General features: G+C 64.8%; 20 protein-coding genes, 2 tRNA genes and 3 rRNA genes. 21 read left to right on the forward strand and 4 right to left on the reverse strand.

The window, feature by feature from the left end; translation table 11 throughout:
- Positions 1-130 precede the first annotated feature (130 nt).
- Positions 131-1,273, reverse strand: a complete 1,143-nt coding sequence (locus AB4850_RS02485; protein ID WP_414441039.1) for a branched-chain amino acid ABC transporter substrate-binding protein — start codon at positions 1,271-1,273, stop codon at positions 131-133.
- Positions 1,274-1,611: 338 nt separating this feature from the next.
- Here AB4850_RS02485 and AB4850_RS02490 point away from each other — a divergent pair, with 338 nt between their 5' ends.
- Genes AB4850_RS02490 through AB4850_RS02510 form a run of 5 tightly spaced genes read left to right on the forward strand, consistent with a single transcriptional unit; the run spans position 1,612 to position 6,112 of the window.
- Positions 1,612-2,577, forward strand: a complete 966-nt coding sequence (locus tag AB4850_RS02490; RefSeq protein ID WP_414441040.1) for a 4-hydroxyproline epimerase — start codon at positions 1,612-1,614, stop codon at positions 2,575-2,577.
- Positions 2,577-3,704 (forward strand): NAD(P)/FAD-dependent oxidoreductase, encoded by a 1,128-nt coding sequence (locus tag AB4850_RS02495; protein ID WP_414441041.1) that lies wholly within the window; start codon positions 2,577-2,579, stop codon positions 3,702-3,704. Before AB4850_RS02490 ends, AB4850_RS02495 begins: the two co-directional genes overlap by 1 nt.
- Positions 3,697-3,972 carry a (2Fe-2S)-binding protein gene (locus AB4850_RS02500; RefSeq protein ID WP_414441042.1) on the forward strand — a complete coding sequence of 92 codons (276 nt, stop codon included), beginning with the start codon at positions 3,697-3,699 and terminating at the stop codon, positions 3,970-3,972. Before AB4850_RS02495 ends, AB4850_RS02500 begins: the two co-directional genes overlap by 8 nt.
- On the forward strand, positions 3,969-5,273 hold the full coding sequence (locus AB4850_RS02505) for an FAD-dependent oxidoreductase (protein ID WP_414441043.1): 1,305 nt from the start codon (positions 3,969-3,971) through the stop codon (positions 5,271-5,273). Before AB4850_RS02500 ends, AB4850_RS02505 begins: the two co-directional genes overlap by 4 nt.
- 35 nt (positions 5,274-5,308) lie before the next feature.
- Positions 5,309-6,112: a helix-turn-helix domain-containing protein gene (locus AB4850_RS02510; RefSeq protein WP_414441938.1), complete on the forward strand. Its 804-nt coding sequence runs from the start codon at positions 5,309-5,311 to the stop codon at positions 6,110-6,112.
- Positions 6,113-6,396: 284 nt separating this feature from the next.
- Here the strand turns inward: AB4850_RS02510 and AB4850_RS02515 are convergent, their stop codons facing one another.
- The gene (locus AB4850_RS02515; RefSeq protein WP_414441044.1) at positions 6,397-6,657 is read right to left on the reverse strand and encodes a hypothetical protein; all 261 of its coding nucleotides are present in this window, start codon (positions 6,655-6,657) and stop codon (positions 6,397-6,399) included.
- A 300-nt stretch (positions 6,658-6,957) separates the two neighbouring features.
- Positions 6,958-8,850 carry a bifunctional sugar phosphate isomerase/epimerase/4-hydroxyphenylpyruvate dioxygenase family protein gene (locus AB4850_RS02520; RefSeq protein WP_414441045.1) on the reverse strand — a complete coding sequence of 631 codons (1,893 nt, stop codon included), beginning with the start codon at positions 8,848-8,850 and terminating at the stop codon, positions 6,958-6,960.
- Between the two features lie 256 nt (positions 8,851-9,106).
- Between AB4850_RS02520 and aroQ the strand changes: the two genes are divergently transcribed.
- The 3 genes from aroQ to AB4850_RS02535 are packed head-to-tail and all read left to right on the forward strand — an operon-like array spanning position 9,107 to position 11,795.
- A complete protein-coding gene (gene aroQ / locus AB4850_RS02525) occupies positions 9,107-9,559 on the forward strand; it encodes a type II 3-dehydroquinate dehydratase (RefSeq protein ID WP_414441046.1) in 453 nt (150 codons plus the stop codon).
- A complete protein-coding gene (locus AB4850_RS02530) occupies positions 9,556-10,422 on the forward strand; it encodes a shikimate dehydrogenase (protein WP_414441047.1) in 867 nt (288 codons plus the stop codon). The genes aroQ and AB4850_RS02530 overlap by 4 nt, the downstream gene beginning before the upstream one ends.
- A 35-nt stretch (positions 10,423-10,457) precedes the next feature.
- The gene (locus tag AB4850_RS02535) at positions 10,458-11,795 is read left to right on the forward strand and encodes an MFS transporter (RefSeq protein ID WP_414441048.1); all 1,338 of its coding nucleotides are present in this window, start codon (positions 10,458-10,460) and stop codon (positions 11,793-11,795) included.
- A gap of 186 nt (positions 11,796-11,981) precedes the next feature.
- Here the strand turns inward: AB4850_RS02535 and AB4850_RS02540 are convergent, their stop codons facing one another.
- Positions 11,982-13,094: a 2-aminoethylphosphonate--pyruvate transaminase gene (locus AB4850_RS02540; RefSeq protein WP_414441049.1), complete on the reverse strand. Its 1,113-nt coding sequence runs from the start codon at positions 13,092-13,094 to the stop codon at positions 11,982-11,984.
- 269 nt (positions 13,095-13,363) lie between these two features.
- Here AB4850_RS02540 and phnS point away from each other — a divergent pair, with 269 nt between their 5' ends.
- From phnS to AB4850_RS02605, 13 genes are all read left to right on the forward strand, one after another.
- Positions 13,364-14,446 (forward strand): 2-aminoethylphosphonate ABC transporter substrate-binding protein, encoded by a 1,083-nt coding sequence (gene phnS, locus AB4850_RS02545; protein WP_414441050.1) that lies wholly within the window; start codon positions 13,364-13,366, stop codon positions 14,444-14,446.
- 20 nt (positions 14,447-14,466) lie between these two features.
- Complete coding sequence (gene phnT, locus AB4850_RS02550) at positions 14,467-15,564, forward strand: 2-aminoethylphosphonate ABC transport system ATP-binding subunit PhnT (protein ID WP_414441939.1); 1,098 nt, start codon at positions 14,467-14,469, stop codon at positions 15,562-15,564.
- On the forward strand, positions 15,542-16,477 hold the full coding sequence (gene phnU / locus AB4850_RS02555) for a 2-aminoethylphosphonate ABC transporter permease subunit (RefSeq protein ID WP_414441051.1): 936 nt from the start codon (positions 15,542-15,544) through the stop codon (positions 16,475-16,477). Before phnT ends, phnU begins: the two co-directional genes overlap by 23 nt.
- Positions 16,467-17,336 carry a 2-aminoethylphosphonate ABC transport system, membrane component PhnV gene (phnV, locus tag AB4850_RS02560; RefSeq protein WP_414441052.1) on the forward strand — a complete coding sequence of 290 codons (870 nt, stop codon included), beginning with the start codon at positions 16,467-16,469 and terminating at the stop codon, positions 17,334-17,336. Before phnU ends, phnV begins: the two co-directional genes overlap by 11 nt.
- A 46-nt stretch (positions 17,337-17,382) precedes the next feature.
- Positions 17,383-18,711, forward strand: a complete 1,329-nt coding sequence (gene phnA / locus AB4850_RS02565; protein ID WP_414441053.1) for a phosphonoacetate hydrolase — start codon at positions 17,383-17,385, stop codon at positions 18,709-18,711.
- On the forward strand, positions 18,702-19,259 hold the full coding sequence (locus AB4850_RS02570) for a phosphonate degradation HD-domain oxygenase (RefSeq protein WP_414441054.1): 558 nt from the start codon (positions 18,702-18,704) through the stop codon (positions 19,257-19,259). Before phnA ends, AB4850_RS02570 begins: the two co-directional genes overlap by 10 nt.
- A 253-nt stretch (positions 19,260-19,512) precedes the next feature.
- A complete protein-coding gene (locus AB4850_RS02575; protein WP_414440956.1) occupies positions 19,513-19,665 on the forward strand; it encodes a hypothetical protein in 153 nt (50 codons plus the stop codon).
- Between the two features lie 147 nt (positions 19,666-19,812).
- A 16S ribosomal RNA gene (locus AB4850_RS02580) occupies positions 19,813-21,343 on the forward strand.
- 64 nt (positions 21,344-21,407) lie between these two features.
- Positions 21,408-21,484 (forward strand) — tRNA-Ile (locus AB4850_RS02585).
- Positions 21,485-21,520: 36 nt separating this feature from the next.
- Positions 21,521-21,596 (forward strand) — tRNA-Ala (locus AB4850_RS02590).
- A gap of 308 nt (positions 21,597-21,904) precedes the next feature.
- Positions 21,905-24,784 (forward strand): 23S ribosomal RNA (locus AB4850_RS02595).
- 192 nt (positions 24,785-24,976) lie between these two features.
- Positions 24,977-25,090 (forward strand): 5S ribosomal RNA (rrf, locus tag AB4850_RS02600).
- The 16S, 23S and 5S rRNA genes sit together here with 2 tRNA genes alongside, the layout of an rRNA operon.
- 222 nt (positions 25,091-25,312) lie before the next feature.
- Positions 25,313-25,555: a DUF3717 domain-containing protein gene (locus AB4850_RS02605; protein WP_414441055.1), complete on the forward strand. Its 243-nt coding sequence runs from the start codon at positions 25,313-25,315 to the stop codon at positions 25,553-25,555.
- The last annotated feature ends 88 nt before the right edge of the window (positions 25,556-25,643 follow it).

Consider the following 25,643-nt stretch of genomic DNA (forward strand, 5'->3'; position numbering starts at 1 on the left):
TTTGACGCGCGATGCGTGCCTGGCAGGAAGGGAACGGGCGTGTAAGCGAAATGCAAAAACGGGCGCCCGACGCGCCCGTTTTTTGCCATTGCGTGCGGCCGCTGATGGGCCGCTGAACGCGCCGCTCGGCTCAGTTGCCGGCGATCGTATCGACCGCCTTGAACTGGCCGTGATCGACGCGGTAGATCGTCACCGGCGCGTCGCGCAGGTCGCCCTTCGCGTCATAGGCGATGGTTGCCGCCGACACGCCCTTGACCTGTACCTTGCCGACGAACGGGCCGTACACCTTCGGGTCGGTCGAGTTCGCGTTCTTCATCGCCGTCAGCAGCGCGATCGCGCCGTCGTACGAGTACGGCGAGTACGTGACCACTTCCTCGTGGAAGCGCGCCTTGTAGCGCTGCTCGAAGCCGCTGAAGCCCGGCATCTTTTCCTTCGGCAGCCCGCCCATGTAGACGATCGCGCCTTCGGCCGCCTCGCCGCCCACCTTCAGGAAGGTCGGCGATTTCGACATTTCGCCCGTGATGAACGCGGCCTTGATGCCGAGCTGGCGCATCTTGCGGATCATCGGCGAGGATTGCGCATCGCCGCCGCCGTAGAAGATCGCATCCGGGTTCATGCCCTTCAGGTTGGTCAGGATTGCAGAGAAATCGAGCGCCTTGTCGTTCGTGAAATCGCGCTTGACGATGGTGCCGCCGGCCTTCTGCACGGACGTGGCGAATTCGTCGGCGATGCCCTGGCCGTACGCGGTGCGGTCGTCGATGATCGCGATGCGCTTGTAGTGCAGCGTGTTCACCACGTAGCTGCCGACGATGCGGCCGGCCTGCGAATCGCTGGTCAGCAGGCGGAAGGTGGTCTTGTAGCCGCGCGCCGTGTATTGCGGCGAGGTGGCCATCGAGATCTGCGGCAGCCCGGCCTTCTCGTAGAGATCCGACGCGGGGATGCTGGTGCCGGAGTTGAAGTGGCCGATGATGCCGGCCACGTTGTCGTCGATCAGGCGCTGCGCGACGGTGGTGCCGGTGCGCGGGTCGGCCTGGTCGTCCTGCGAATCGAGCACGAACGTGACGGGCTTGCCGCCGATCACCGGCTTGGTCGCGTTGAAATCGTCGATCGCGAGCTGCACGCCTTTCTGCATGTCGGTGCCGTAGTTCGACTGCGTGCCGGTCAGCGGCGCGGCGAAGCCGATCTTGACGGCGTCGGCGGCCATGGCCGGCGTGCCGGCTGCGACGAGGGCGGCGGACGCGGCGAGCGCGAGTTGCGAGATCTTCACCTTCACTTTCGTTTCCCCTTTGGCTGCTGCGGCCGGCTTTCATGCGCCGGCCTGTTGGCGATCGCGGGGCGCCGGCCGGGAGCCGGCGTCCACTGTGCTGAAATCGGCGGAACGTTGCCGTGAGCCCGGCGCCTGGCGTGCAACACATCGTCCAGGCGGGGACGCAACGATTCGAGCGATGACAGCGCAGTCTAGGTAGCGAAAAAGCGGAAGTCTTGCGAGACAACAGCACGCCGGATGACGATATCGGCATATGCGCGATTTCCCTGGCTATGCCGATTTCGTCATCGAGTGCGCATAATGTCGCCAAGACGCGAGGCGCCGCCGCTTCCTACGATAGCGGCATGAAAACACTCGACTTCATCGATTCGCACACGGGCGGTGAGCCTACCCGCCTCGTCGTGTCCGGAGGGCCGGATCTCGGCGCCGGCCCGCTCGCCGAGCGCCTCGAACGCCTGCGCACGCAGCACGACGACTGGCGCGCCGCGGTGGTGACCGAGCCGCGCGGCTCGGACGTGATGGTGGGCGCGCTGCTGTGCGAGCCGTCCGATCCGTCCTGCGCGGCGGGCGTGATCTTCTTCAACAACGTCGGGTATCTGGGCATGTGCGGCCACGGCACCATCGGGCTGGTGGTGTCGCTCGCGCACCTGGGCCGCATCGGGCCGGGCACGCACCGCATCGAAACGCCGGTCGGCATCGTCGAGGCCACGCTGAACGCCGATCGTTCGGTATCCGTGAGAAACGTGCCGGCCTACCGCTACCGCCAGGGCGTGAGCGTCGAGGTGCCGGGCCACGGCCCGCTGAAGGGCGACATCGCCTGGGGCGGCAACTGGTTTTTCCTGGTGGCCGAGGATCAGCACCGCCGCACCGTCGCGCCGCCGCACCTGAAGGAGCTGACCGCGTTCTCGGGCGCGGTGCGCGATGCGCTGATCGCGGCCGGCATCACCGGCACGCACGGCGCGCTGATCGACCATATCGAGCTGTTCGGGCCGCCGTCGCGGCCGGGCCTCGACAGCCGCAGCTTCGTGCTGTGCCCCGGCGACGCCTACGATCGCTCGCCGTGCGGCACCGGCACCAGCGCCAAGGCGGCCTGCCTCGCGGCCGACGGCAAGCTGGCCGAGCAGGCCGTGTGGCGGCAGGAGAGCGTGATCGGCAGCGTGTTCGACCTGCAATACGTTCGGCATGACGAAACGATCGAGGGCGAACCGGCGATCGTGCCGACGCTCACCGGCCACGCGCACGTGATGGCCGAAGGACGGCTCTGCTTCGACGACAGCGACCCGTTCGCGAACGGCATCCGGCTGAACTGATGGCGCGCGCGGATGTGATCGTGATCGGCGCGGGCATCGTCGGCGCGGCGTGCGCGGCGGCATTGGCCGCGCGCGGGCTGGCGGTGGAGGTGCTCGACGCGGGCGGGATCGGCGCGGGCACCACCGCGGCCGGCATGGGGCACCTGGTGGTGATGAACGATTCGCCGGCCGAGCTGGCGCTCACGCGCCGCTCGCTGGCGCTGTGGCGCGAACTCGCGCCGAGCCTGCGCGAACGCGACGCCTACGTGCGCTGCGGCACGTTGTGGGTGGCTGCCGACGACGAGGAACTGGAAGCGGCGCAGGCCATGCGCGACGGCTACGCGGCGGCGGGCATCGCGGCCGAGGTGATCGGCGCGGCTGCGTTGCGCGCGCGCGAGCCGATGCTCGCGCCGGGCCTGGCCGGTGGCCTGTTCGTGGAAGGGGACGGCATCGTCTACGCGCCGTCGGCCGCCGAATGGCTGCTCCGGCATTCGCCGGGCGCGGCGCGCATCCGCACGCGGCTCGGCACGCGTGTCGCCGCGCTCGACGGCACGCGCGTGCGGCTCGACGGCGGCGACACGCTCACGGCCGCGCAGGTGATCGTCGCGAACGGCATCGACGCCGCGCGGCTCGTGCCCGGCGTCGCGTTGCAGGCCAAGAAGGGCCATCTGCTGATCACCGACCGCTACCCCGGCGCGATCACGCATCAACTGCTCGAACTCGGCTACATCAAGAGCGCGCATCACGCGCAGGGCACCTCGGTGGCGTTCAACGCGCAGCCGCGCCCGACCGGCCAGATCCTGATCGGCTCGTCGCGGCAGTTCGACACCGCCGATCCGGCCGTCGAGATGGCGGTGCTGGCGCGCATGCTGGCGCGCGCCACGCGCTATCTGCCGGGCCTCGCCGGCCTGAACGCGCTGCGCGCCTGGACCGGGTTTCGCGCTGCCACGCCTGACGGCATGCCGCTGATCGGCCCCGCGCCGGGGCGGCCCGGCGTGTGGCTCGCGACGGGCCACGAAGGGCTCGGCGTGACCACCTCGCTGGCGACGGCCGAACTGATCGCCGCGCAACTGGGCGGCGAGACGCCGCCGATCGCGCCCGAGCCGTATTGGCCATCGCGCGTCACGACGGAGGCCGGCCATGACTGAGATCGACCGCAAGGCGATCGGCGTGACGATCGACGGCGCGGCCTGCCGTGTGCCCCAGGGCGTGACGGTGGCGGCGGCGCTGGTGATCGCGCTGGGCGTGCGCGGTACGCGCGCGTCGGCGAGCGGTGCGCCGCGCACCATGCTGTGCGGCATGGGCGTGTGCCAGGAATGCCGCGTCGGCATCGACGGCCGTGCGCATGCGCTGGCGTGCCAGACCGTCTGCCGCGACGGCATGACGATCGATACGACCTGGAAATCCGAACGATGAATGTGCATTACGACGTCGTGATCGTCGGCGCGGGGCCGGCCGGTTTGTCGGCGGCGCGGGCGGCGGCCGAGGCCGGCGCGCGCGTCGCGATCCTCGACGACAACCCCGATGCCGGCGGCCAGATCTGGCGGCAGGGGCCGGTGTTTGCAGCCGCCGCGCCGCTGGCCGAGGCGCTCGACGCGCTGCGCGCGCTGGGCGTCGAACGCCTGTCCGGCGCGCGCGTGGCGGCGGCGCTGCCGGGGCGCAGGTTGCTGGCCGAGCAGGGCGCGGCCAGCCTGACGGTGCGCTACGAACGGCTGATCGTCGCCACCGGCGCGCGCGAACTGCTGTTGCCGTTCGCGGGCTGGACGCTGCCCGGCGTGACCGGCGCGGGCGGCTTGCAGGCGCTGATCAAGGGCGGCGTGCCGGTGCGCGGCGAACGCATCGTGATCGCGGGCAGCGGGCCGTTGCTGATCGCCGCGCTGGCCACCGCGCGCGACGCCGGCGCGAAGGTCGTGGCCGTGGTCGAGCAGGCCGGCGCGAACGCCGTGGCCCGCTTCGGGATGTCGCTGGCGGCCACGCCATCGAAACTCTGGCAGGCCGCGCTGCTCACACGCGGCTTCGTCGGCACGCGATACATGACGGGCGGCGTGGTGCGCGCGGCGCACGGCGAGGCGCGTGTGGAGGCCGCCGTGATCGAGGCGGGCGGACGTACCGAGACGATTGCCTGCGACCGGATCGCCTGCGGTTACGGGCTGCTGCCGAATTTGACGCTGGCGCGCGCGCTCGGCTGCACGGTGGAGGGCGGCGCGGTGGCCGTCGATGCCTGGCAGCGCACCTCGCTCGATGCGATCTACGCGGCCGGCGAAAGCACCGGCGTGGGCGGCATGGAACTGGCGCGTGTCGAGGGGACAATCGCGGGCCTGTCGGCCGCCGGCGTGAGCGAGGCCGATCCGCGCTTCGCGCCGCTGCTGCGCGAGCGCGACACCTGGCGCGGTTTCGCCGCGCGCGTTGCCCAGGCGTTCGCGCTCGGCGCGGCGGCGCACGCACTGCCGCCCGACGACACCGTGCTGTGCCGCTGCGAGGACGTGACGCTCGGCATGGCGCGCCCGTACGCGAACGCGCGCGATGCCAAGCTGCAGACGCGTTGCGGCATGGGCGCGTGCCAGGGCCGCGTGTGCGGCGCGGCGGCTGCCGTGCTGCTGGGCTGGCAGGAAGGCGGCGCGGGCGCGCCGCGTCCGCCGTTCGTGCCGGTGCGGGTGGGCACGCTGGCCGCGCTCGACGGCGCGGCCGATGCCCTGGCCGATCCGCCGCTCCTATAATCGACGCACGCCGTTCCCCATCCCGTGCCACAGGAATCATGACTTCGCTCGCCGCTTCCCCATCGCCGCTGTCGGATGCGATCCGCCTGCCCGCCGCGCCCGGTGGCGGCGGGCTCGACGCGATGCTCGCGCATTTCGCGCTGCTCGAACCGGTGTTCGACGGCCTGCCCGACGTGGCGTTCTTCGTGAAGGACGTGGCCGGCCGCTACGTGCTGGCGAACCGCACGCTCGCGCAGCGCTGCGGCTTCAAGGAAAAGCGCGACCTGTACGGCAAGACCACCGAGGAAGTGTTCCCGCGCCGCTTCGGCCGCAACTATCTCGAACAGGATATGGCGACGATCCACGTCGGCCAGCCGCTGACCGATCAATTGGAGCTGCACCTGTATCCGGGCCGCGAGCCGGGCTGGTGCCTGACCACCAAGGAACCGCTGCGCGACGCGGCGGGGCAGGTGGTCGGCCTGGCGGGCATTTCGCGCGACCTGAAGGCGAACGAAGGCTCGCATCCGGCGTACAGCCGGCTTGCCGATGTCGTGCAGTACATCCAGGAGCATTACGTTCAGCCGCTCAATCTCAAGCATCTGGCCGCAATGGCCGGGATGTCGGTCGCGCAGCTCGAACGTTATTTCCACAAGGTGTTTCATCTGACGCCGCGCCAGGTGCTGCTGAAGACGCGGCTCGATGCGGCCACGGCGTTGCTCGTCACGCACGAGAAAGTGACCGACGTGGCCGCGCTGTGCGGCTACACCGATCACAGCGCGTTCTCGCGGCAGTTCAAGGCGACGGTGGGCGTGACGCCGACCGAATACCGGATGACCTTGCAGGCCGAACGCGGCGCGTGAGCGGCGCATGGCGCGTAATGCTCAGGAAGTCTCAACGCCAAAAAAAGCAACTAACGGTCTAGCCGCATCGTCGCTGGCGAGGGCGGCCGGGTTGCGCGTGTATCCAGCGCGAGCGATCGGCCAGGCGCAATGCCGTCAGGTGGGCTACGGGGAGAAAACGAAGGGGAATGCGCGACAGCGCGCATGGATCAGGCGGGGAAAAGGGACGATGCGGAGAGGCGGGCGAGGCGGCCAAAGAGACTGCGGCGGGCTGCGCGAGCGCGCCGGCCAAAGCCACGGCCCGATCAACGGAAGCCGAGGCCCTTCAGAATGGCCGTGCCATCGGCCGTCAGGCGAACCAAGGGTGCGTCGGCATCGCTGCCGACGGTTTCGATCAAACCGGCTTCCTGCAACGCGGGCAACTCGGGCTTCGCGTTCGCGGCGATCGGCGCATGCAGCAGCACGAGCAGCGTGGCGATCTCGTGGTGACTGAGCAGGCGGCGCAGCATGGTCTTCGGGCGTGACGGGGGGCTGGCCGGGCGGCCGGGTGCATCGTTGGCGCTCATACAACCTCCTATTTATCGCGAAAACCAATGGGTAGCGGATGGTGACGTCCGAGACTTAAACGATTCTTAAAACCGTGGCGAGGAAGGGACAAGGCGGGCGGGCATCCGTTACCAGTTGTAACGGCGGCGCAGCGGGCGGCGGCGCATGTTGCGCCGCGATGATCGCGCCGGCCCTTGATCTGTTTGAAACGGCGGCCGGCGGTGGGGGCGGGGATGCTGCGGGCCGTTCCGTTACGGCCGTAAGACGCGAGGGGGCGGCCGTCGTCGCCGATCGGCCGCCCGCCGTTCCTGCGAAAACGTTTACTTCCGGCGTTGCGCCTGCGCGGCCAGCCGCACTGCCGTGTTCGCCGCGCCATAGCCGTCGTAGCCGCCGCGCCGCTCGACGATCTCGAACGAGAAGCGGTTGTCGATCAGCTCCGTGTAGGCATGCAGGAATTCGCCGCCGTTCTCGTCGCGGTCGTACAGCAGATGGTGACGGCACAGCGCGTCGATGAACGCGTCCGACAGCGCGTAGCGCGCGGCGAGGTCGTCATAGTAATTGCGCGGAATGCGCAGGAAGCTCACGCCGTCCTCGGCCGCCTCGGCCACCGCCTTGACGATGTCGTCGGTGCGGAACGCGACGTGATTGAGCCCCGAGCCGTGATAGCGGTTCAGCGATTCGAACACGGCCGTGTGGCGATCCACCGAGGCATTGAGCGCGATCCGCACGCTGCCGTCCGGGCTGCGCACGGCGCGGCTGCGCATCAGGCCGTACGGGTCCGGCACCAGCCAGCTTTTCTCCACCTCGAAGCCGAACGCGGTGCGGAAGAACAGCACCCAGGTGTCGAGCGCGTCGGCCGGCAGCGCCAGGCAGACATGATCGATGCCCGTCAGCGGGCCGACTTCCACCGGGCCGTCCACGTCGGTCAGCACGAAATCCGATTCGTAGAGCGTCGGCGCGCCGGGCGCCTCGTCGATGAAATAGTCGAGGCTGCCGTCCGGCGCCTGCACGCCCGGCACCACGCGCTCGCTCGGGCCGACGCGCCCCGAGAACGGCGTGAAGCCGAAGCTGGCGGCGCGCTCGAACGCGAGCTTGGCGTCGTCTACCTGGAACGCCGACGCGCACAGCGACAGCCCGTGCTGCTGGAAGAACGCATCGGCGAACGAATCCGGCTCGGCGTTCAGCACGATCGAGGCCGCGCCGTGCTGATACAGCATGACGTTCTTCGAGCGGTGCTTGCCGGCCAGGCGGAAGCGCAGCTTGCCGAGCCAGCCGGCCACGTTGGCGGCCGCCGCCGCATCCACGGCGAATTCGATGAACTTGAAGCCGACGTGCGCGGGCGCGGCCGGCGGCGCGAACAGCGGCTGGCTGGCGGCCGGCGCGTGGCCGTCGGCGGCCAGCCGCACGCGCGTGATGTCCTCGAGGTGCAGCAGCGAGCGCAGGCCGTCGGCTGCGGTGATCGCGGTGGGCGCAGCGCGGAAGCCGTCGTTGAAGATTTCGAGCGAAAGCGGGCCGTCGAAGCCCGATTCGATCACGCGCGCCGTGAAGCGGGCGAGGTCGAAATCGCCCTGGCCCGGGAACGAGCGGTAATGGCGGCTCCATTCGAGCACGTCCATCGCCAGCTTCGGCGCGTCGGCGATCTGCACGAACGCGATCCGGTCGCCGGGGATTTGCGCGATGGCGTCGGGATCGTCGTCGAGCGAGAGCGTGTGGAAGCTGTCGAGTGCGAGGCCCAGGTGCGGGCTGTTGACGGCATCCACGAGCTTCCACGCGTGGCGGTAGGTTTTCACGACGCGGCCCCAGGCCAGCGCCTCGTAGGCGGCGATCACGCCCGCGCCGCGCGCGGCCTCGGCCAGCGCGCCGAGCTGGTCGGTCAGCAGGGCGTCGTCCGCGATGGTGTTCGGCGAGACGTTGCTGCAGACGAGGATGCGATCGGTGCCGAGCGCATGCATCAGGTCGAACTTGCGGCGCACGCGGTCCAGGTTGCGCGCGAGCTGCTCGGGGCTGACGCCGTCGAAATCGCGGAACGGCTGGAACAGCACGATGTCCAGGCCGAGATCGGCGGCGATCCTGCGCACGTCGGCGGGCGAACCATCGAAGTAGAGCAGATCGTTTTCGAAGATCTCGACGCCGTCGAAACCGGCCGCCGCGATCGCATTGAGTTTTTCGACGAGCGTGCCGGATAGCGACACGGTGGCGATCGAACGCTTCATGAGCGAATTCCCGCAAAAAGGGTTCGGAAGTGACGACAACGGACGAACAGGTTAACCAGAACGCGTTCGAAGATCGCGCAACTCCCCGATTTTATTCAGACAAGTGACCGAATTATACAAACTAACTAGATGGTACAAATAAGCATAAACCCCGAAAGACAAGCGATGCGCGCCGAAGGCACACTTGCGCCACCTCAAAGATTGTAGGTGGCGGATGCGAGATGCGATCCGCCCCGGTTTTACGGAGTCACGCGCAATGTCGAAGCCGAAGGTCCTGGTGCTCAACGGGCCGAACCTGAACCTGCTGGGCACCCGGCAGCCGCATATCTACGGCGCCGAGACGCTGGCCGACGTCGAGCGCCGCTGCGCCGAGGCGGCCGAATCGCTGGGCCTGGAGATCGAGTTCCGCCAGTCGAACGCCGAGCATCAATTGATCGACTGGCTGCACGAGGCGCGCACGCGCATCGACGGCGTGGTGATCAACCCGGCCGCCTACACGCACACCTCGGTGGCGCTGGCCGACGCGCTGACGGGCATCGACAAGCCGGTGATCGAGGTGCATATCTCGAACGTGCACCGGCGCGAGGCGTTCCGGCATCACTCGTATGTATCGGCGGTTGCGCTGGGCGTGATCTGCGGCATGGGTACCGAGGGTTATGTGTTCGCGCTGCAACGCTTCGCGACGATCTTGAAAGGGGCGGGGCAATGAGCGGTCAAGCGGATAAGACATCGTTCCTGATCGGGCTGATCGGGCAGGGCATCGGCGGTTCGCTGTCGCCGGCCATGCACGAGCGCGAAGGCGGTCTGCAAGGCTTCAACTATGTTTACCGGCGGCTCGATCTCGACGTGCTCAAGATGAGCGTCGACGAATTGCCGAGGCTGCTCGACCTGGCCGAACGGATGGGTTTCGACGGCCTGAACATCACGTATCCGTGCAAGCAGCGCGTGATCGCGCATCTCGACACGCTGTCCGACGATGCGCGCGCGCTGGGCGCGGTCAACACGGTGCGCTTCGCCGACGGCAAGCGCAGCGGCCACAACACCGATTGGTCCGGGTTCGCGCGCGCGTTCCGGGGCGGGCTGGACGGCGTGTCGCTGGCGCGCGTGGTGCAGATCGGCGCGGGCGGCGCGGGGGCGGCCGTGGCGCACGCGGCGCTGATGCTCGGCGCGAGCGCGCTGACGATCTTCGACGTGGATGCCGCGCGGGCCGCGTCGCTGGCGGCCGAACTGCAAACGCGCTTCCCGCAGGCAGTGGTCACGGCGGGCGGCGCGCTCGACGCCGCGATGGCGCAGGCCACCGGCCTGATCCACGCCACGCCCACCGGCATGGCCAAGCATCCGGGGCTGCCGCTGCCGGCCGAATTGCTGGCCGGCAAGCCGTGGGTGGCCGACATCGTCTATTTCCCGCTCGAGACGGAATTGATCCGCGTCGCGCGGAAGATGGGTTGCCGTACGCTGCCGGGCGGCGGCATGGCCGTGTACCAGGCGGTCGACGCGTTCGAGATATTCACCGGCCGCGAGCCGGACGCCGAACGCATGTTCTCGCACTTCGAATCGCTCGTCGCACGCTGATGCGGCGCGGCCAGGACAACAACCAGGAGACTTCGATGCAGCATTCCTCCCAACCGACCGCCACGGCCGCGTCCCGCGCGGACGCGGGCACCCAGCGCCGCTCGTCGGCGCGCTACCGGATTCTCGCGCTGCTCGCGTTCGGCACGATGATCAACTATCTCGACCGGACCGTGCTCGGCGTGGCCGCGCCGAGCCTGACCAAGGAACTGGGGATCGGCGCTGCCGTGATGGGGATCATGTTCTCGTCGTTCTCCTGGACCTACGTGCTCGCGCAGGTGCCGGGCGGCCTGTTCCTCGACCGCTTCGGCAGCAAGGTTACCTATTACCTGTCGATGACGTTCTGGTCGCTGTTCACGTTGCTGCAAGGCTTCGTGGGCAGCGTGGGCACGCTGCTGGCCTGCCGCCTGGGCCTCGGGTTCAGCGAGGCGCCGTGCTTTCCGACCAACAGCCGCGTGGTGGCGACCTGGTTCCCGCAGAAGGAGCGCGCGATGGCCACCGGCACCTACACGGTCGGCGAATACATCGGCCTGGCGTTCCTGAGCCCGGTGCTGTTCGCGCTGATGGGCGCGTTCGGCTGGCGTTCGCTGTTCTGGGTGGTCGGCGGGGTCGGCATCCTGTTCGGCCTGGTCTGGCTCAAGCTGTATCGCGAACCGCGCGAGCATCCGGCCGCGAATGCCGCCGAGCTGGCCTACATCGCCGAGGGCGGCGGCCTGATCGACGGCGAATCGAAGGCCGGCAAGCCGGGCCAGAGCAAGTTCAGCTGGTCGATGGCCGGCAAGCTGCTGAAGAAGCGCCAGCTCGCGGGCATCTGCCTCGGCCAGTTCGCCGGCAACTCCACGCTGGTGTTCTTCCTGACGTGGTTTCCGACCTATCTCGCCACGGAACGCCACATGGGCTGGCTCAAGATCGGCTTTTTCGCGGTGATGCCGTTCATTGCCGCGTCGGTGGGCGTGATGTTCGGCGGCATTTTCTCCGATTACCTGCTGCGTCGCGGCAAGTCGGCCAACGTGGCGCGCAAGCTGCCGATCATCGCCGGGCTGCTGCTCGCCTCGACCATCGTGCTGGCCAACTACGTGCAGAGCAACGAGGCGGTGATCGCGATCATGTCGGTGGCGTTCTTCGCGCAGGGCATGGCCGCGCTGGGCTGGACGCTGGTGTCCGACATCGCGCCGGAAGGCCTGCTCGGCGTGACCGGCGGCATCTTCAACCTGGCGGCCAACCTGGCGGGCATCATCACGCCGCTGGTGGTGGGGTTCATCGTCGCCTCGACGGGCTCGTTCGTCGGTGCGCTGGCCTTTATCGGCGTGATCGCGCTGATCGGCGCGCTGTCGTACATCTTCATCGTCGGCGACATCAAGCGGATCGTGCTGTAACCGTTCTCCGCGCACGGCACGACTTGGCCCGGCCCGCGACAGCGGCGCCGGGTTTTTTTATGGGGGCGGGCGAGGTGCGCGGATGGCGGTGGGGGCAATGCGCGGTGATGCCGCGTCGAGCCGAGCCGGGCTGATACACCGAGCGCTGAGCGCTGAGCACGGCCGCCACCGCCACCGCCACCGCCTTCAACGCACCACAATACCGAGCCGCTTCAGCGCCGCCTCGATCGCAGCTACCGCGCGGCGGATCTCGTCGGCATCGATCGCGCCGATGCAGCCGACCCGGAACGTCTCCACCTCGGTCAGCTTGCCCGGATACAGCACGAAGCCCGCGTCGCGCACCGCTGCGTAGAACGCCATGAAATCGTAGGCAGGATCGCGCGGCGCATGGAACGTGACGATCACCGGTGCTTGCACGCGCGTGTCGAGGAACGGCACGAAACCAAGCGCGCGCATCCCGTCGATCAGCGCCGCGCAATTCGCCGCGTAGCGCGCGCCGCGCGCCGGCAGGCCGCCCTGTTCGGCGTATTGCGCGAGCGCCGCGTGCAGCGCGGCCACCACGTGCGTGGGCGGCGTGAAGCGCCATTGGCCGGTGCGCTCCAGGTAGGCGTGCTGGTCGTGCAGGTCGAGCGCGAGCGACGGCGAACGCCCGACGCTGGCCGCGAGCAGCGCACGTTTGACGATCACGAAGCCCATCCCCGGCACGCCTTCGAGGCACTTGCCGCTGGCCGACACCAGCGCGTCGATGCCGTGCGCCGCCACCTCCACCGGCAACGCGCCGAACGAACTCATCGCATCGACGATCAGCGGTTTGCCGTGCCGCGCGCACACGGCGGCGACCTGCGCGAGCGGGTTGAGGATGCCGGCGCTGGTTTCCAGATGCACGAGCGCGACGTGTGTGATGCGCGGCGTGCGCGTCAGCATCGCGTTGAGCGCTTCAGCGTCGATGGCCTCGTGCTCCGCGAACGGCAGTTCCACCGTCTCGATGCCGAGCCGCCCGAGAATCCGCACGATCCGCGCGCAATATGCGCCGTGGTTCGGCACCAGCACCACGCCGTCGCGCGGCACCAGCGTGCCGAGCGCCGCTTCTACGGCGAACGTGCCGCTGCCCTGCAGGGGCACGCAGGCATACGTGTCGTCGCCGCCGGCGATGCGCACCAGATCGGCGCAAAGCTCCCGCGTCAGGCGATTGAACGCGGCGTCCCACGAGCCCCAATCGCGCAGCATCGCGCGGCGGGTGGCCGGCGAGGTGGTCAGCGGGCCGGGCGTCAGGAGAATCGGGTCGGTATCGGGCGTCACGTTGCCTCCGGGGCGGAAAGGAATAAAAGCAGGCGGCGCGCGACGGTCGGCGCACCGGACAAATCTCATCGTAGTGGCAAAGTGTGTCAATTATTGGAGTTAAGTGGCGCAGTCATGGAGTTGTCATCGAACGCTGTGATGCTTCGCCTGCTGCCGGAACGAATGCGTTCCGGCCGGCGTGGAGCCGGGCCGAATGCAAGCCCGCACAAGACGACAGGGCGCCGGCACGAGCCCGGCCCGACCCTCTATCCGCATTACGGAGAAGCGAGATGACAGTCCAGAATTCCTTCGGCACGGTGTTGCGCAAGCTGGCGCTGGCGGCGTGCGCGGCCGGCCTGCTGCAAGGCGTCGCCCTGCCGGCGCATGCCGCCGGCGCGGTGGTGCTGTACACGGCCGACGGCCTTGAAAACCTCTATCGCGACGTGCTGCCGGCGTTCGAGAAGAAGGAAGGCGTGAAGGTGAACATCGTCACGGCGGGCAGCGGCGAAGTGGTGAACCGCGCCAACGTCGAGAAGAATTCGCCGAAGGCCGACGTGCTGGTCACGCTGCCGCCGTTCATCCAGCAAGCCGGCCAGCTCGGCCTGCTGCAGGACTACGCGAGCCCCAACTACAAGAACGTGCCGGCCATCGCCAAGGCGGCCGACGGTTCGTGGGCGACCTTCGTCAACAACTACTTCTCGTTCGCGATCAACCCGGATGTGGTGAAGAACCCGCCGAAGACGTTCGCCGACCTGCTCGCGCCCGAATACGGCGGCAAGGTGGCCTACTCGAACCCGGCGACGGCCGGCGACGGCATGGCCGTGATCATCCTGACCACCACGCTGATGGGCGAGGACGCCGCGTTCGACTACCTGGCCAAGCTCGAACGCAGCGCCAAGTTCCACACCAAGGGCACGGGCTACCTGAACGTGCTGCTGTCGCGCAACGAGATCAGCGTCGCCAACGGCGATCTGCAGATGGATCTCGACGACGCCGAGCACGGCGCGCTGGCGGTCAAGCCGGTGTTCCTGACGGCCAAGGCCGGCGACCCGCCCACCACGTTCCAGTTGCCCTACGCGATCGGCCTGATCAAGAGCGGCCCGAACGCCGACGCCGGCAAGAAGCTGATCGACTACCTGATGTCGGCCGACGTGCAGGCCAAGGTGCCCGACATGTACGGCATTCCGGGCCGCACCGACGTGCCGCTGACCGGCAAGAACGGCGAAGCCGTGAAGCGCGCGATCGCGGGCGTCAAGCTGATCCCGGTGGACTGGAACGCCGTGATGGCCAAGAAGGCCGGCTGGACCGAGCGCTGGAAGAAGGACGTGATCGGCAGCTCGGGCAAGGAAACCGAAGTCGTCAAGCCGAAGTGACCGGTGCCTGAAGGATGCCTGTGAATACCGCCAGCCTGACCCATCTCGGCACGCGCGGTTCGGCGCAATCGCACGCGGCTCCGCGTGCCGTTGCGCCGGGCGGCGTGCAGATCGAGCATCTGAGCGTGCGCTACGGCGCACGCACGGTGCTCGACGATCTTTCGTTGCAGATCGGCGCCGGCGAGCTGCTGACCGTGCTCGGCCGCAGCGGTTGCGGCAAGACCACGATGCTGCGTTTCATCGCCGGGTTCGTGAAGGCTGACGGCCTGACCGGTTCGCTGACGGTGGCCGGCCGCGATCTGACCCATGCGCCGCCGCACAAGCGCAATCTCGGCCTGCTGTTCCAGAACTACGCGCTGTTTCCGCATTTGTCGGTGTTCGAGAATGTGGCGTTCGGGCTGCGCGCGCGGCGTTTGTCGTCGGGCGAGATCGCGCGGCGCGTGGCCGATGCGCTGAAGCTCGTGCAGCTCGGCGACGCCGGGCATGCGATGCCCGCGCAATTGTCGGGCGGCATGCAGCAGCGCGTGGCGCTGGCGCGCGCGCTCGTGATCGAGCCGGACGTGCTGTTGCTCGACGAGCCGCTGTCCGCGCTCGACGCCAACCTGCGCGCCTCGGTGCGCACCGAACTGAAGGCGCTGCACGAGCGCCTGCCGAACCTGACGATCGTCTGCGTCACGCACGACCGCGACGACGCGCTGGTGCTGTCCGATCGCGCGCTGCTGATGCGCGACGGCCGCATCGCCCAGATCGGCACCCCGCAGCAACTGTACGACCGCCCGCGCGACGGCTTCGTGGCGCGTTACCTCGGCGCGGCGAACCTGTTGCCGCCGAACGTGATCTACCCGATCGGCGATCCGCTGCACACCCTCCGCGATCAGGTCGCCTGCGTGCGGCCCGAGCGCTTCACGCTGAAGCCGCCCGGCAGCGGCGGGCTGAACGGCACCATCGGCGCGGTCGAGTGGCATGGCTCGGAGCTGTCGGTGTCGGTGATGCTCGATGCCGTGCCCGACACGCCCGTCCTGGTCACGCTGCAACGCGGCCGTGGCATGACGCCGGCGCGCGGCGAGCGCGTTTCCCTGCATTGCGAGGCGGATGATGTCGTCCTTATCGACCCCTGAGCGCAACGTCGAGCCGGGCCGCGCCGCGAAGCGCGAGGCATCGGCTGCCGCGCATGCGCGGGTGGCGCGACGCCGCCGCTGGCAGGGCAACCTGCATCTGTTGGTGCTGGCAGTCGTCGTGCTCGGCCCGCTGGTGCTGTATCCGCTCGCGCGCCTGCTGCTGCTCAGCGTGATGGGCGATCACGGCTTCACGCTGGCCGGCTACCGCGCGTTCTTCGGCAACCCCGACACGCGCAACGTGCTCGGCACCACGCTGTGGGTGCTGTGCGTGAGCGCGGGCACGGCTTCCGTGCTCGGCGTGCTGCTCGCGGCGCTGCTGTTCTTTCGGCCGTTTCCGGGTGCCTCGCTCGTGACGCGTTTTCTCGAACTGTATGTGGCGTTCCCGTCGTTCCTGGTGGCGTTCACGCTGATCTTTCTTTACGGCTCGCAAGGCTCGGTCAGCATCGCGTTGCAGCGGCTGTTCCATCTCGATGCGCCGCCGCTCGATTTCCTGTTCGGCATCGGCGGCGTGATTCTTGCGCAGACGGTGTTCTACACGCCGTTCGTGGTGCGCCCCACGCTGGCCTCGTTCGCGACGCTCGACCTGCGGCTGGTCGAGGCGGCGCGCAGCCTCGGTGCGAGCGGCTGGATGCTGGCGCGGCGCGTGATCCTGCCGATCGCGTGGCCCGGCATCGCCGCCGGCACGATCCTGTGTTTCCTGCTGACGCTGAACGAGTTCGGGATTCTGCTGGTGCTCGGCAGCGCACGGCTCGTCACGCTGCCGGTGGCGATCTATACCAGCGCGTCGGTCGATCTCGACCTGCCGACCGCCGCGGCCGGCGCCGTGGTGATGCTGGCGATGTCGCTGTCGCTGTATGTGCTTTATCGCCGGATCAATCGCCGCGCGATGGGGGGAGGCCGGAATGTCCGCTGACTATCGTCTGGGTGGAGAGGCCCCCGCGCCCTTGCCGCAACACCGCGTCAACGCGATGGACGCCGTGCTCAAGCAGGCCTCGCGCGTCGCGCTCGGCCTGGCCGCGTTCGCCTGCTTCTGGCTGTTCGTGCTGCCGGTGATCGTGGTGGCGCTGTCGAGCGTCGCCACGCGCTGGTCCGGCACCATCTTGCCGGCCGGCTACAGCCTGCGCTGGTTCGCCGCGCTCGGCGAGCCCGAATTCGGCGCGCTGGCCACCAGCCTCGAAATCGGCTTCGGCGTGGCCGTGATCGGCACGGTGCTCGGGCTGTGGCTCGCGCTGGCGCTCGAAGGGCGCACCAGCGGGCGGCTCGGCACGCTGCTCGATGCGATCGTGATGCTGCCGAACGGCGTGCCGAGCGTGGTGCTTGGGCTGGCCGTGCTGATCGCCTATCATCAAAAGCCGGTCGATCTGTCGAGTTCGGCCGCCATCGTCGTGCTGGTGCAGCTCGCGCTGATCCTGCCCTTCTGCTATCGCTGCGCCGCCGCCGCATTGCGGCCCGAACTGACCGTGCTGCGCGAAGCCGCCGCCAGCCTCGGTGCGCCGCCGTCGATGGTGCTGCGCCGCGTGCTGCTGCCGCAACTGGTGCCGGCGCTGCGTGCGAGCCTCGCGCTCGGCTTCGCGCTGTCGCTCGGCGAGCTGGGCGCGACCATGACTGTTTATCCGCCGGGCTTCGCGACCGTGCCGATCGTCGTGATCGGGCAAGTCGAGCGCGGGTATTACCTGCCGGCGTCGGCGCTGGCGCTGTTGATGCTGGTGGCGTCGCTGGCGGCGCTGATGTTGATCGCGGCGCGCGTGCCGCGCCTGCGCCGGCCGTCGTAACGCAGGGCCGGCTGTGCGAACGGACAACGATGAAGGTGGAGGAGTCATGCTGAAACCGGATCAGGACACGATCGACGTCAACGGCCGCCGCTACCGGCTGCCTGTCACGCCCACGGCCATCGTCTGTATTGGTGGCGGCGCGCCCGCGTATCTCGATGCGGCGCTTGCCGCCGGTGTCGTGCCGTTCGTCGCCCGCATGATGCGCGACGGCGCGGCGTTCGACGCCGACGGCGTCGTGCCCGCGTTGACGCATGCGAGCCAGGTGTCGATCGCCTGCGGCGTGCCGCCCGTCGTGCATGGCATCTGCGGCAATACGTTTCACGATGCGCTCGCGCAAGGCGGCGCGGGCGCCGAGGTGGCGCTGCACCGCGCCGACGACCTGCGCGCCGGCACGATCTTCGCCGCGGCGGCCGAGGCCGGTGCGCGCGTGGCCGTGGTGACGGCCCGCGACAAGCTGCGCCGGCTGCTCGGCGCGCGGCTCAAGGGCATCTGTTTTTCGGCCGAAAAGGCCGCGCAGGCGTCGCTCTCCGAGAACGGCATCGCCGATGCACTCGATCTGGTCGGCTTGCCGTCGCCGTATATCTATAGTCCGGAGCTGTCCGAGTTCGTGCTGGGCGCCGGCGTGCGGCTCGCGAGGACGCGCAAGATCGATCTGATGTATCTCGCGACGCACGACTACGTGCAGCGCAAGTGGGCGCCCGGCTCGCCCGAGGCGAATGCGTTCTACGCGACGATCGACCGGCATCTGGCGCTGCTCGACGCGCTCGGCTGGGTGGTCGGCCTGACCGCCGATCACGGCATGAGCGCCAAGCACGATCCGCACACCGGCAAGCCCAACGTGGTGTATCTGCAGGACGTGCTCGACGCCGGGTTCGGCTTTCCGGCCACGCGCGTGGTGTTGCCGATCGCCGATCCGCATGTCGCGCATCACGGTGCGCTCGGCTCGTTCGCGACGATCCACCTGGGCGCCGGCCTCGATGCGGACGAGGTGGTCGCGCGGCTGCGCGCGCTCGACGGCGTGGCGCTGGCGCTGCGCCGCGACGATGCCGTCGCGTATCTCGAACTGCCGGCCGACCGCATCGGCGATGTGGTGGTGGTGGCGCGCGACGATGTCGTGCTGGGCCGGCGCGAGCGCGAGCACGACCTGTCCGCGCTGACCCTGCCGCTGCGCTCCCACGGCGGTTTCGGCGAGCAGCGGGTGCCGCTGCTGTTCAACCGGAGCATGGCGTCGCTCGACCCGAGCCGCCGCTGGCGCAACTTCGACGCGTTTGAGCTGGCGCTCAACCATGCCGTGCGCGGCGCCGATTTCGCGTTCGGGCGCGCGTTGCACGCACCCAATCTCGTCAATCAGGAAGGAGTCGGGACGTGGCATTGACGCTGGACGACATCCGCACGCTGTTTGAACGCCGCGGCGGTACCGCTTACAGCGGCGAGCCGGTGACGCAGCTCGAGCACGCGTTGCAGAGCGCGCAACTGGCCGACGACGAAGGCGCTGACGACGCGCTGATCACGGCGGCGCTGCTGCACGACCTCGGGCATCTGCTGAACGAGCAGGGCGAGACGCCCACCGCGCGCGGCATCGACGATCTGCATCAGTACTACGCGCTGCCGTTCCTGCGCGGCATGTTTCCCGAGGCCGTGCTGGAGCCGATCCGGCTGCATGTCGATGCGAAGCGCTGCCTGTGCGCGATCGAGCCGGGGTACGCCGAGGCGCTGTCGGCCGATTCGGTGCGCAGCCTGGCGCTGCAGGGCGGTACTTATAGTGATGAGGATGCGCGGACGTTCCTGCTGCGTCCCCACGCAGGCGATGCAATCCGGCTGCGCCGTTGGGACGACGAGGCGAAGGTGGCCGGCGGCGTGACGAAATCGCTCGATTACTTCATGGAAATCGCAGCGCGCACGGCAATAACGATGCGTCGATAGAGTTTTTGCGCGAATTTATTCGCATATTTCTTTTTATATCAAAGGCTTGTCATAAAAGGGCGCCGCGCGAGCGGCGCCCTTTATGCATTTTCTTTGCGAAAACGCTTGCACGAAGCGGGATGGGTGCTTAGAATTCGGCCTCTCTCGCGATGACGGAAACGCAGAACGAGAGGAGAAGCCAGGCAGGACAAGGAGAGCGCCGGAATTTGGGCTGCTTCTTTGAACTGGTGAGGAACTCGATCGATGCAGTCTGTTGATCGAAGCGCTGAAAAAAGTAGTTGACGCGCTTCAAAATGTTCTTCATAATCTCGCTTCTCTGCTGCTGAAAACGCAGCGCCGAAACGAAGCCAAGCTTCTCTCGGAAACGCTCTTTAACAATCTACAGCCGATAAGTGTGGACGCTTGATGGAAGCGGTCCTGATCTTAGGATCAGGTCAGCAAAAGTATCAAGAGTCTCACACAAAAGTAAGTCAGGTTTATGAAGTAATTCGTAATCCTGTCAGCTTTGAGTGAGCGACCGGTTCGAAAGAACCGAAAAACAGTAACAGGTATTGAACTGAAGAGTTTGATCCTGGCTCAGATTGAACGCTGGCGGCATGCCTTACACATGCAAGTCGAACGGCAGCACGGACTTCGGTCTGGTGGCGAGTGGCGAACGGGTGAGTAATACATCGGAACATGTCCTGTAGTGGGGGATAGCCCGGCGAAAGCCGGATTAATACCGCATACGATCTACGGATGAAAGCGGGGGACCTTCGGGCCTCGCGCTATAGGGTTGGCCGATGGCTGATTAGCTAGTTGGTGGGGTAAAGGCCCACCAAGGCGACGATCAGTAGCTGGTCTGAGAGGACGACCAGCCACACTGGGACTGAGACACGGCCCAGACTCCTACGGGAGGCAGCAGTGGGGAATTTTGGACAATGGGCGAAAGCCTGATCCAGCAATGCCGCGTGTGTGAAGAAGGCCTTCGGGTTGTAAAGCACTTTTGTCCGGAAAGAAATCCTTGATTCTAATAAAGTCGAGGGATGACGGTACCGGAAGAATAAGCACCGGCTAACTACGTGCCAGCAGCCGCGGTAATACGTAGGGTGCAAGCGTTAATCGGAATTACTGGGCGTAAAGCGTGCGCAGGCGGTTTGTTAAGACCGATGTGAAATCCCCGGGCTCAACCTGGGAACTGCATTGGTGACTGGCAAGCTAGAGTATGGCAGAGGGGGGTAGAATTCCACGTGTAGCAGTGAAATGCGTAGAGATGTGGAGGAATACCGATGGCGAAGGCAGCCCCCTGGGCCAATACTGACGCTCATGCACGAAAGCGTGGGGAGCAAACAGGATTAGATACCCTGGTAGTCCACGCCCTAAACGATGTCAACTAGTTGTTGGGGATTCATTTCCTTAGTAACGAAGCTAACGCGTGAAGTTGACCGCCTGGGGAGTACGGTCGCAAGATTAAAACTCAAAGGAATTGACGGGGACCCGCACAAGCGGTGGATGATGTGGATTAATTCGATGCAACGCGAAAAACCTTACCTACCCTTGACATGGTCGGAATCCTGGAGAGATCCGGGAGTGCTCGAAAGAGAACCGATACACAGGTGCTGCATGGCTGTCGTCAGCTCGTGTCGTGAGATGTTGGGTTAAGTCCCGCAACGAGCGCAACCCTTGTCCTTAGTTGCTACGCAAGAGCACTCTAAGGAGACTGCCGGTGACAAACCGGAGGAAGGTGGGGATGACGTCAAGTCCTCATGGCCCTTATGGGTAGGGCTTCACACGTCATACAATGGTCGGAACAGAGGGTCGCCAACCCGCGAGGGGGAGCTAATCCCAGAAAACCGATCGTAGTCCGGATCGCACTCTGCAACTCGAGTGCGTGAAGCTGGAATCGCTAGTAATCGCGGATCAGCATGCCGCGGTGAATACGTTCCCGGGTCTTGTACACACCGCCCGTCACACCATGGGAGTGGGTTTTACCAGAAGTGGCTAGTCTAACCGCAAGGAGGACGGTCACCACGGTAGGATTCATGACTGGGGTGAAGTCGTAACAAGGTAGCCGTATCGGAAGGTGCGGCTGGATCACCTCCTTTCTCGAGCTAATACCGCGAAAGTTGAGCGTTCACGCTTATCGGCTGTAAATCAAGACAGACTCAGGGGTCTGTAGCTCAGTTGGTTAGAGCACCGTCTTGATAAGGCGGGGGTCGTTGGTTCGAATCCAACCAGACCCACCACTTAGTCTGGACAGTATCCTTGAGAAGTCTCTGTATGGGGGCATAGCTCAGCTGGGAGAGCACCTGCTTTGCAAGCAGGGGGTCGTCGGTTCGATCCCGTCTGCCTCCACCAATCTTCAATGACAAGCGTTCAGGTCAGCATGACCTGAGGATTTGTCATTGGCGATTGAGCCAGTCAGAGCGATCGGTACACCTTGTGTACTTATCGGCTGTCGTTCTTTAACAATCTAGAAGAAGTAGTAATTTGAATAACGGAAGCGTCTATTTGAGATGGGCGTGAAAGTTATTCGGGTTGTGATTGTATCGATGTATCTCAAGAAGATTCGAACTTAAATGTTCGGCTCAAATTGGAATACGGCACAAATGCGAGAACTCAACCTGTAACGACTGTCAAGCGCAAGCAAGACGGACTCGTTATAGGGTCAAGCGAACAAGTGCATGTGGTGGATGCCTTGGCGATCACAGGCGATGAAGGACGCGGTAGCCTGCGAAAAGCTACGGGGAGCTGGCAAACAAGCTTTGATCCGTAGATGTCCGAATGGGGAAACCCACTCCTTTTGGAGTATCCATAGCTGAATACATAGGCTATGTGAAGCGAACGCGGTGAACTGAAACATCTAAGTAACCGCAGGAAAAGAAATCAACCGAGATTCCCAAAGTAGTGGCGAGCGAAATGGGAAGAGCCTGTACTCTTTATTTGTATTGTTAGTCGAACGCTCTGGAAAGTGCGGCCATAGCAGGTGATAGCCCTGTAGACGAAAACAGTATGAAAGAACTAGGTGTACGACAAGTAGGGCGGGACACGTGAAATCCTGTCTGAAGATGGGGGGACCATCCTCCAAGGCTAAATACTCGTGATCGACCGATAGTGAACCAGTACCGTGAGGGAAAGGCGAAAAGAACCCCGGGAGGGGAGTGAAATAGATCCTGAAACCGCATGCATACAAACAGTCGGAGCCTCGTAAGGGGTGACGGCGTACCTTTTGTATAATGGGTCAGCGACTTACGTTCAGTAGCAAGCTTAACCGAATAGGGCAGGCGTAGCGAAAGCGAGTCCGAATAGGGCGTTCAGTTGCTGGGCGTAGACCCGAAACCAAGTGATCTATCCATGGCCAGGATGAAGGTGCGGTAACACGTACTGGAGGTCCGAACCCACTAACGTTGAAAAGTTAGGGGATGAGCTGTGGATAGGGGTGAAAGGCTAAACAAACTTGGAAATAGCTGGTTCTCTCCGAAAACTATTTAGGTAGTGCCTCGCGTCTCACCTTCGGGGGTAGAGCACTGTCATGGTTGAGGGGTCCATTGCGGATTACCTCGCCATAGCAAACTCCGAATACCGAAGAGTGCAATCGCGGGAGACAGACATCGGGTGCTAACGTCCGGTGTCAAGAGGGAAACAACCCAGACCGCCAGCTAAGGTCCCCAAATATAGCTAAGTGGGAAACGAAGTGGGAAGGCTAAAACAGTCAGGAGGTTGGCTTAGAAGCAGCCATCCTTTAAAGAAAGCGTAATAGCTCACTGATCGAGTCGTCCTGCGCGGAAGATGTAACGGGGCTAAGCTATATACCGAAGCTGCGGATGCACATTTATGTGCATGGTAGGAGAGCGTTCCGTAAGCCTGCGAAGGTGCACTGTAAAGTGTGCTGGAGGTATCGGAAGTGCGAATGCTGACATGAGTAGCGATAAAGGGGGTGAAAGGCCCCCTCGCCGTAAGCCCAAGGTTTCCTACGCAACGTTCATCGGCGTAGGGTGAGTCGGCCCCTAAGGCGAGGCAGAAATGCGTAGCTGATGGGAAGCAGGTCAATATTCCTGCACCATTGTTAAATGCGATGGGGGGACGGATCGCGGAAGGTTGTCCGGGTGTTGGAAGTCCCGGTCGCTGCATTGGAGAAGGTGCTTAGGCAAATCCGGGCACAGAATTCAAGGGTGTGGCGCGAGCTTCTTAGGAAGCGAAGCAATTGGAAGTGGTTCCAAGAAAAGCCTCTAAGCTTCAGTTTAACAGTGACCGTACCGCAAACCGACACAGGTGGGCGAGATGAGTATTCTAAGGCGCTTGAGAGAACTCGGGAGAAGGAACTCGGCAAATTGGTACCGTAACTTCGGGATAAGGTACGCCCTTGTAGCTTGACTGGCCTGCGCCAGAAGGGTGAAAGGGTTGCAATAAACTGGTGGCTGCGACTGTTTAATAAAAACACAGCACTCTGCAAACACGAAAGTGGACGTATAGGGTGTGACGCCTGCCCGGTGCCGGAAGATTAAATGATGGGGTGCAAGCTCTTGATTGAAGTCCCGGTAAACGGCGGCCGTAACTATAACGGTCCTAAGGTAGCGAAATTCCTTGTCGGGTAAGTTCCGACCTGCACGAATGGCGTAACGATGGCCACACTGTCTCCTCCCGAGACTCAGCGAAGTTGAAGTGTTTGTGATGATGCAATCTCCCCGCGGCTAGACGGAAAGACCCCATGAACCTTTACTGTAGCTTTGCATTGGACTTTGAACCGATCTGTGTAGGATAGGTGGGAGGCTATGAAACCGGAACGCTAGTTTCGGTGGAGCCGTCCTTGAAATACCACCCTGGTTTGTTTGAGGTTCTAACCTTGGCCCGTGATCCGGGTCGGGGACAGTGCATGGTAGGCAGTTTGACTGGGGCGGTCTCCTCCCAAAGTGTAACGGAGGAGTACGAAGGTACGCTAGGTACGGTCGGAAATCGTGCTGATAGTGCAATGGCATAAGCGTGCTTAACTGCGAGACCGACAAGTCGAGCAGGTGCGAAAGCAGGTCATAGTGATCCGGTGGTTCTGTATGGAAGGGCCATCGCTCAACGGATAAAAGGTACTCTGGGGATAACAGGCTGATACCGCCCAAGAGTTCATATCGACGGCGGTGTTTGGCACCTCGATGTCGGCTCATCTCATCCTGGGGCTGTAGCCGGTCCCAAGGGTATGGCTGTTCGCCATTTAAAGAGGTACGTGAGCTGGGTTTAAAACGTCGTGAGACAGTTTGGTCCCTATCTGCCGTGGGCGTTGGATATTTGAAGGGGGCTGCTCCTAGTACGAGAGGACCGGAGTGGACGAACCTCTGGTGTACCGGTTGTCACGCCAGTGGCATCGCCGGGTAGCTATGTTCGGAAGAGATAACCGCTGAAAGCATCTAAGCGGGAAACTCGCCTTAAGATGAGATATCCCTGGAGGCTTGACCTCCTTGAAGGGTCGTTCGAGACCAGGACGTTGATAGGTCAGGTGTGTAAGCGCAGTAATGCGTTCAGCTAACTGATACTAATTGCCCGTAAGGCTTGATCCTATAACAAGTCTGCGTCGATAGCTGTGAGTGCTTCAGCACTTACAGATATCCCGTCCTGAACCGCAGGTTCAGGATCTTAAACAGCGCGACAAGTTATACAGCATTGAGTCCTCGTGTGCCGATACACACAACTCATTACTACTTCTTCCAGATTGGTCGTGGCGCTCAACAGCGACTCGACAACCCCTTTAGCCTGATGACCATAGCGAGTCGGTACCACCCCTTCCCATCCCGAACAGGACCGTGAAACGACTCTACGCCGATGATAGTGCGGATTGCCCGTGTGAAAGTAGGTAATCGTCAGGCTTCCTCCTTCAGAACCCCCGCTGCGTATGCAGTGGGGGTTTTGTCTTTTGTATTTCCGATTTTCTCCATTAAAAATCGAAGTATGTCGATACGTTGAATGGCAATGGTATGCTACGCGTCCCCGATACGGATCGAATTGCATCCGCTATCCGGTCATTCAATTGACGCGATGAACTGGATTATTTAGATAATCCACTGCATCGGGATCGACAGCAAGGAATCATGACTGCAACTTCCAGCGATAAAGCAACTCAGCCGATTTCCATCGTGAGAATTGAATCCGCGATCAATGCCTGGCGTGAAGTGTATGTGCCGGCCGAGATCCATGACGACTACGCGCTCGACAGCGCAAGCAGTTGTCTCGCTGAAGTCTATGGTTCGATGATTTTCCACGGAGAATCGAGCGTCGAGCTGAAATCGCTGACGCAGGACCAGCTCGACGCGCTGCTCGCGACCGAAGTCTGAGCCGAGACGGCAGGGCGTAAGCAATCCGTAACACGCATTCGCCTTGCCGACCATCGATCGATAAACCCGCGCTCCCGCGCGGGGCTCC

This window comes from Burkholderia sp. 22PA0106 (assembly GCF_047497155.1).
Lineage (GTDB): Bacteria > Pseudomonadota > Gammaproteobacteria > Burkholderiales > Burkholderiaceae > Burkholderia.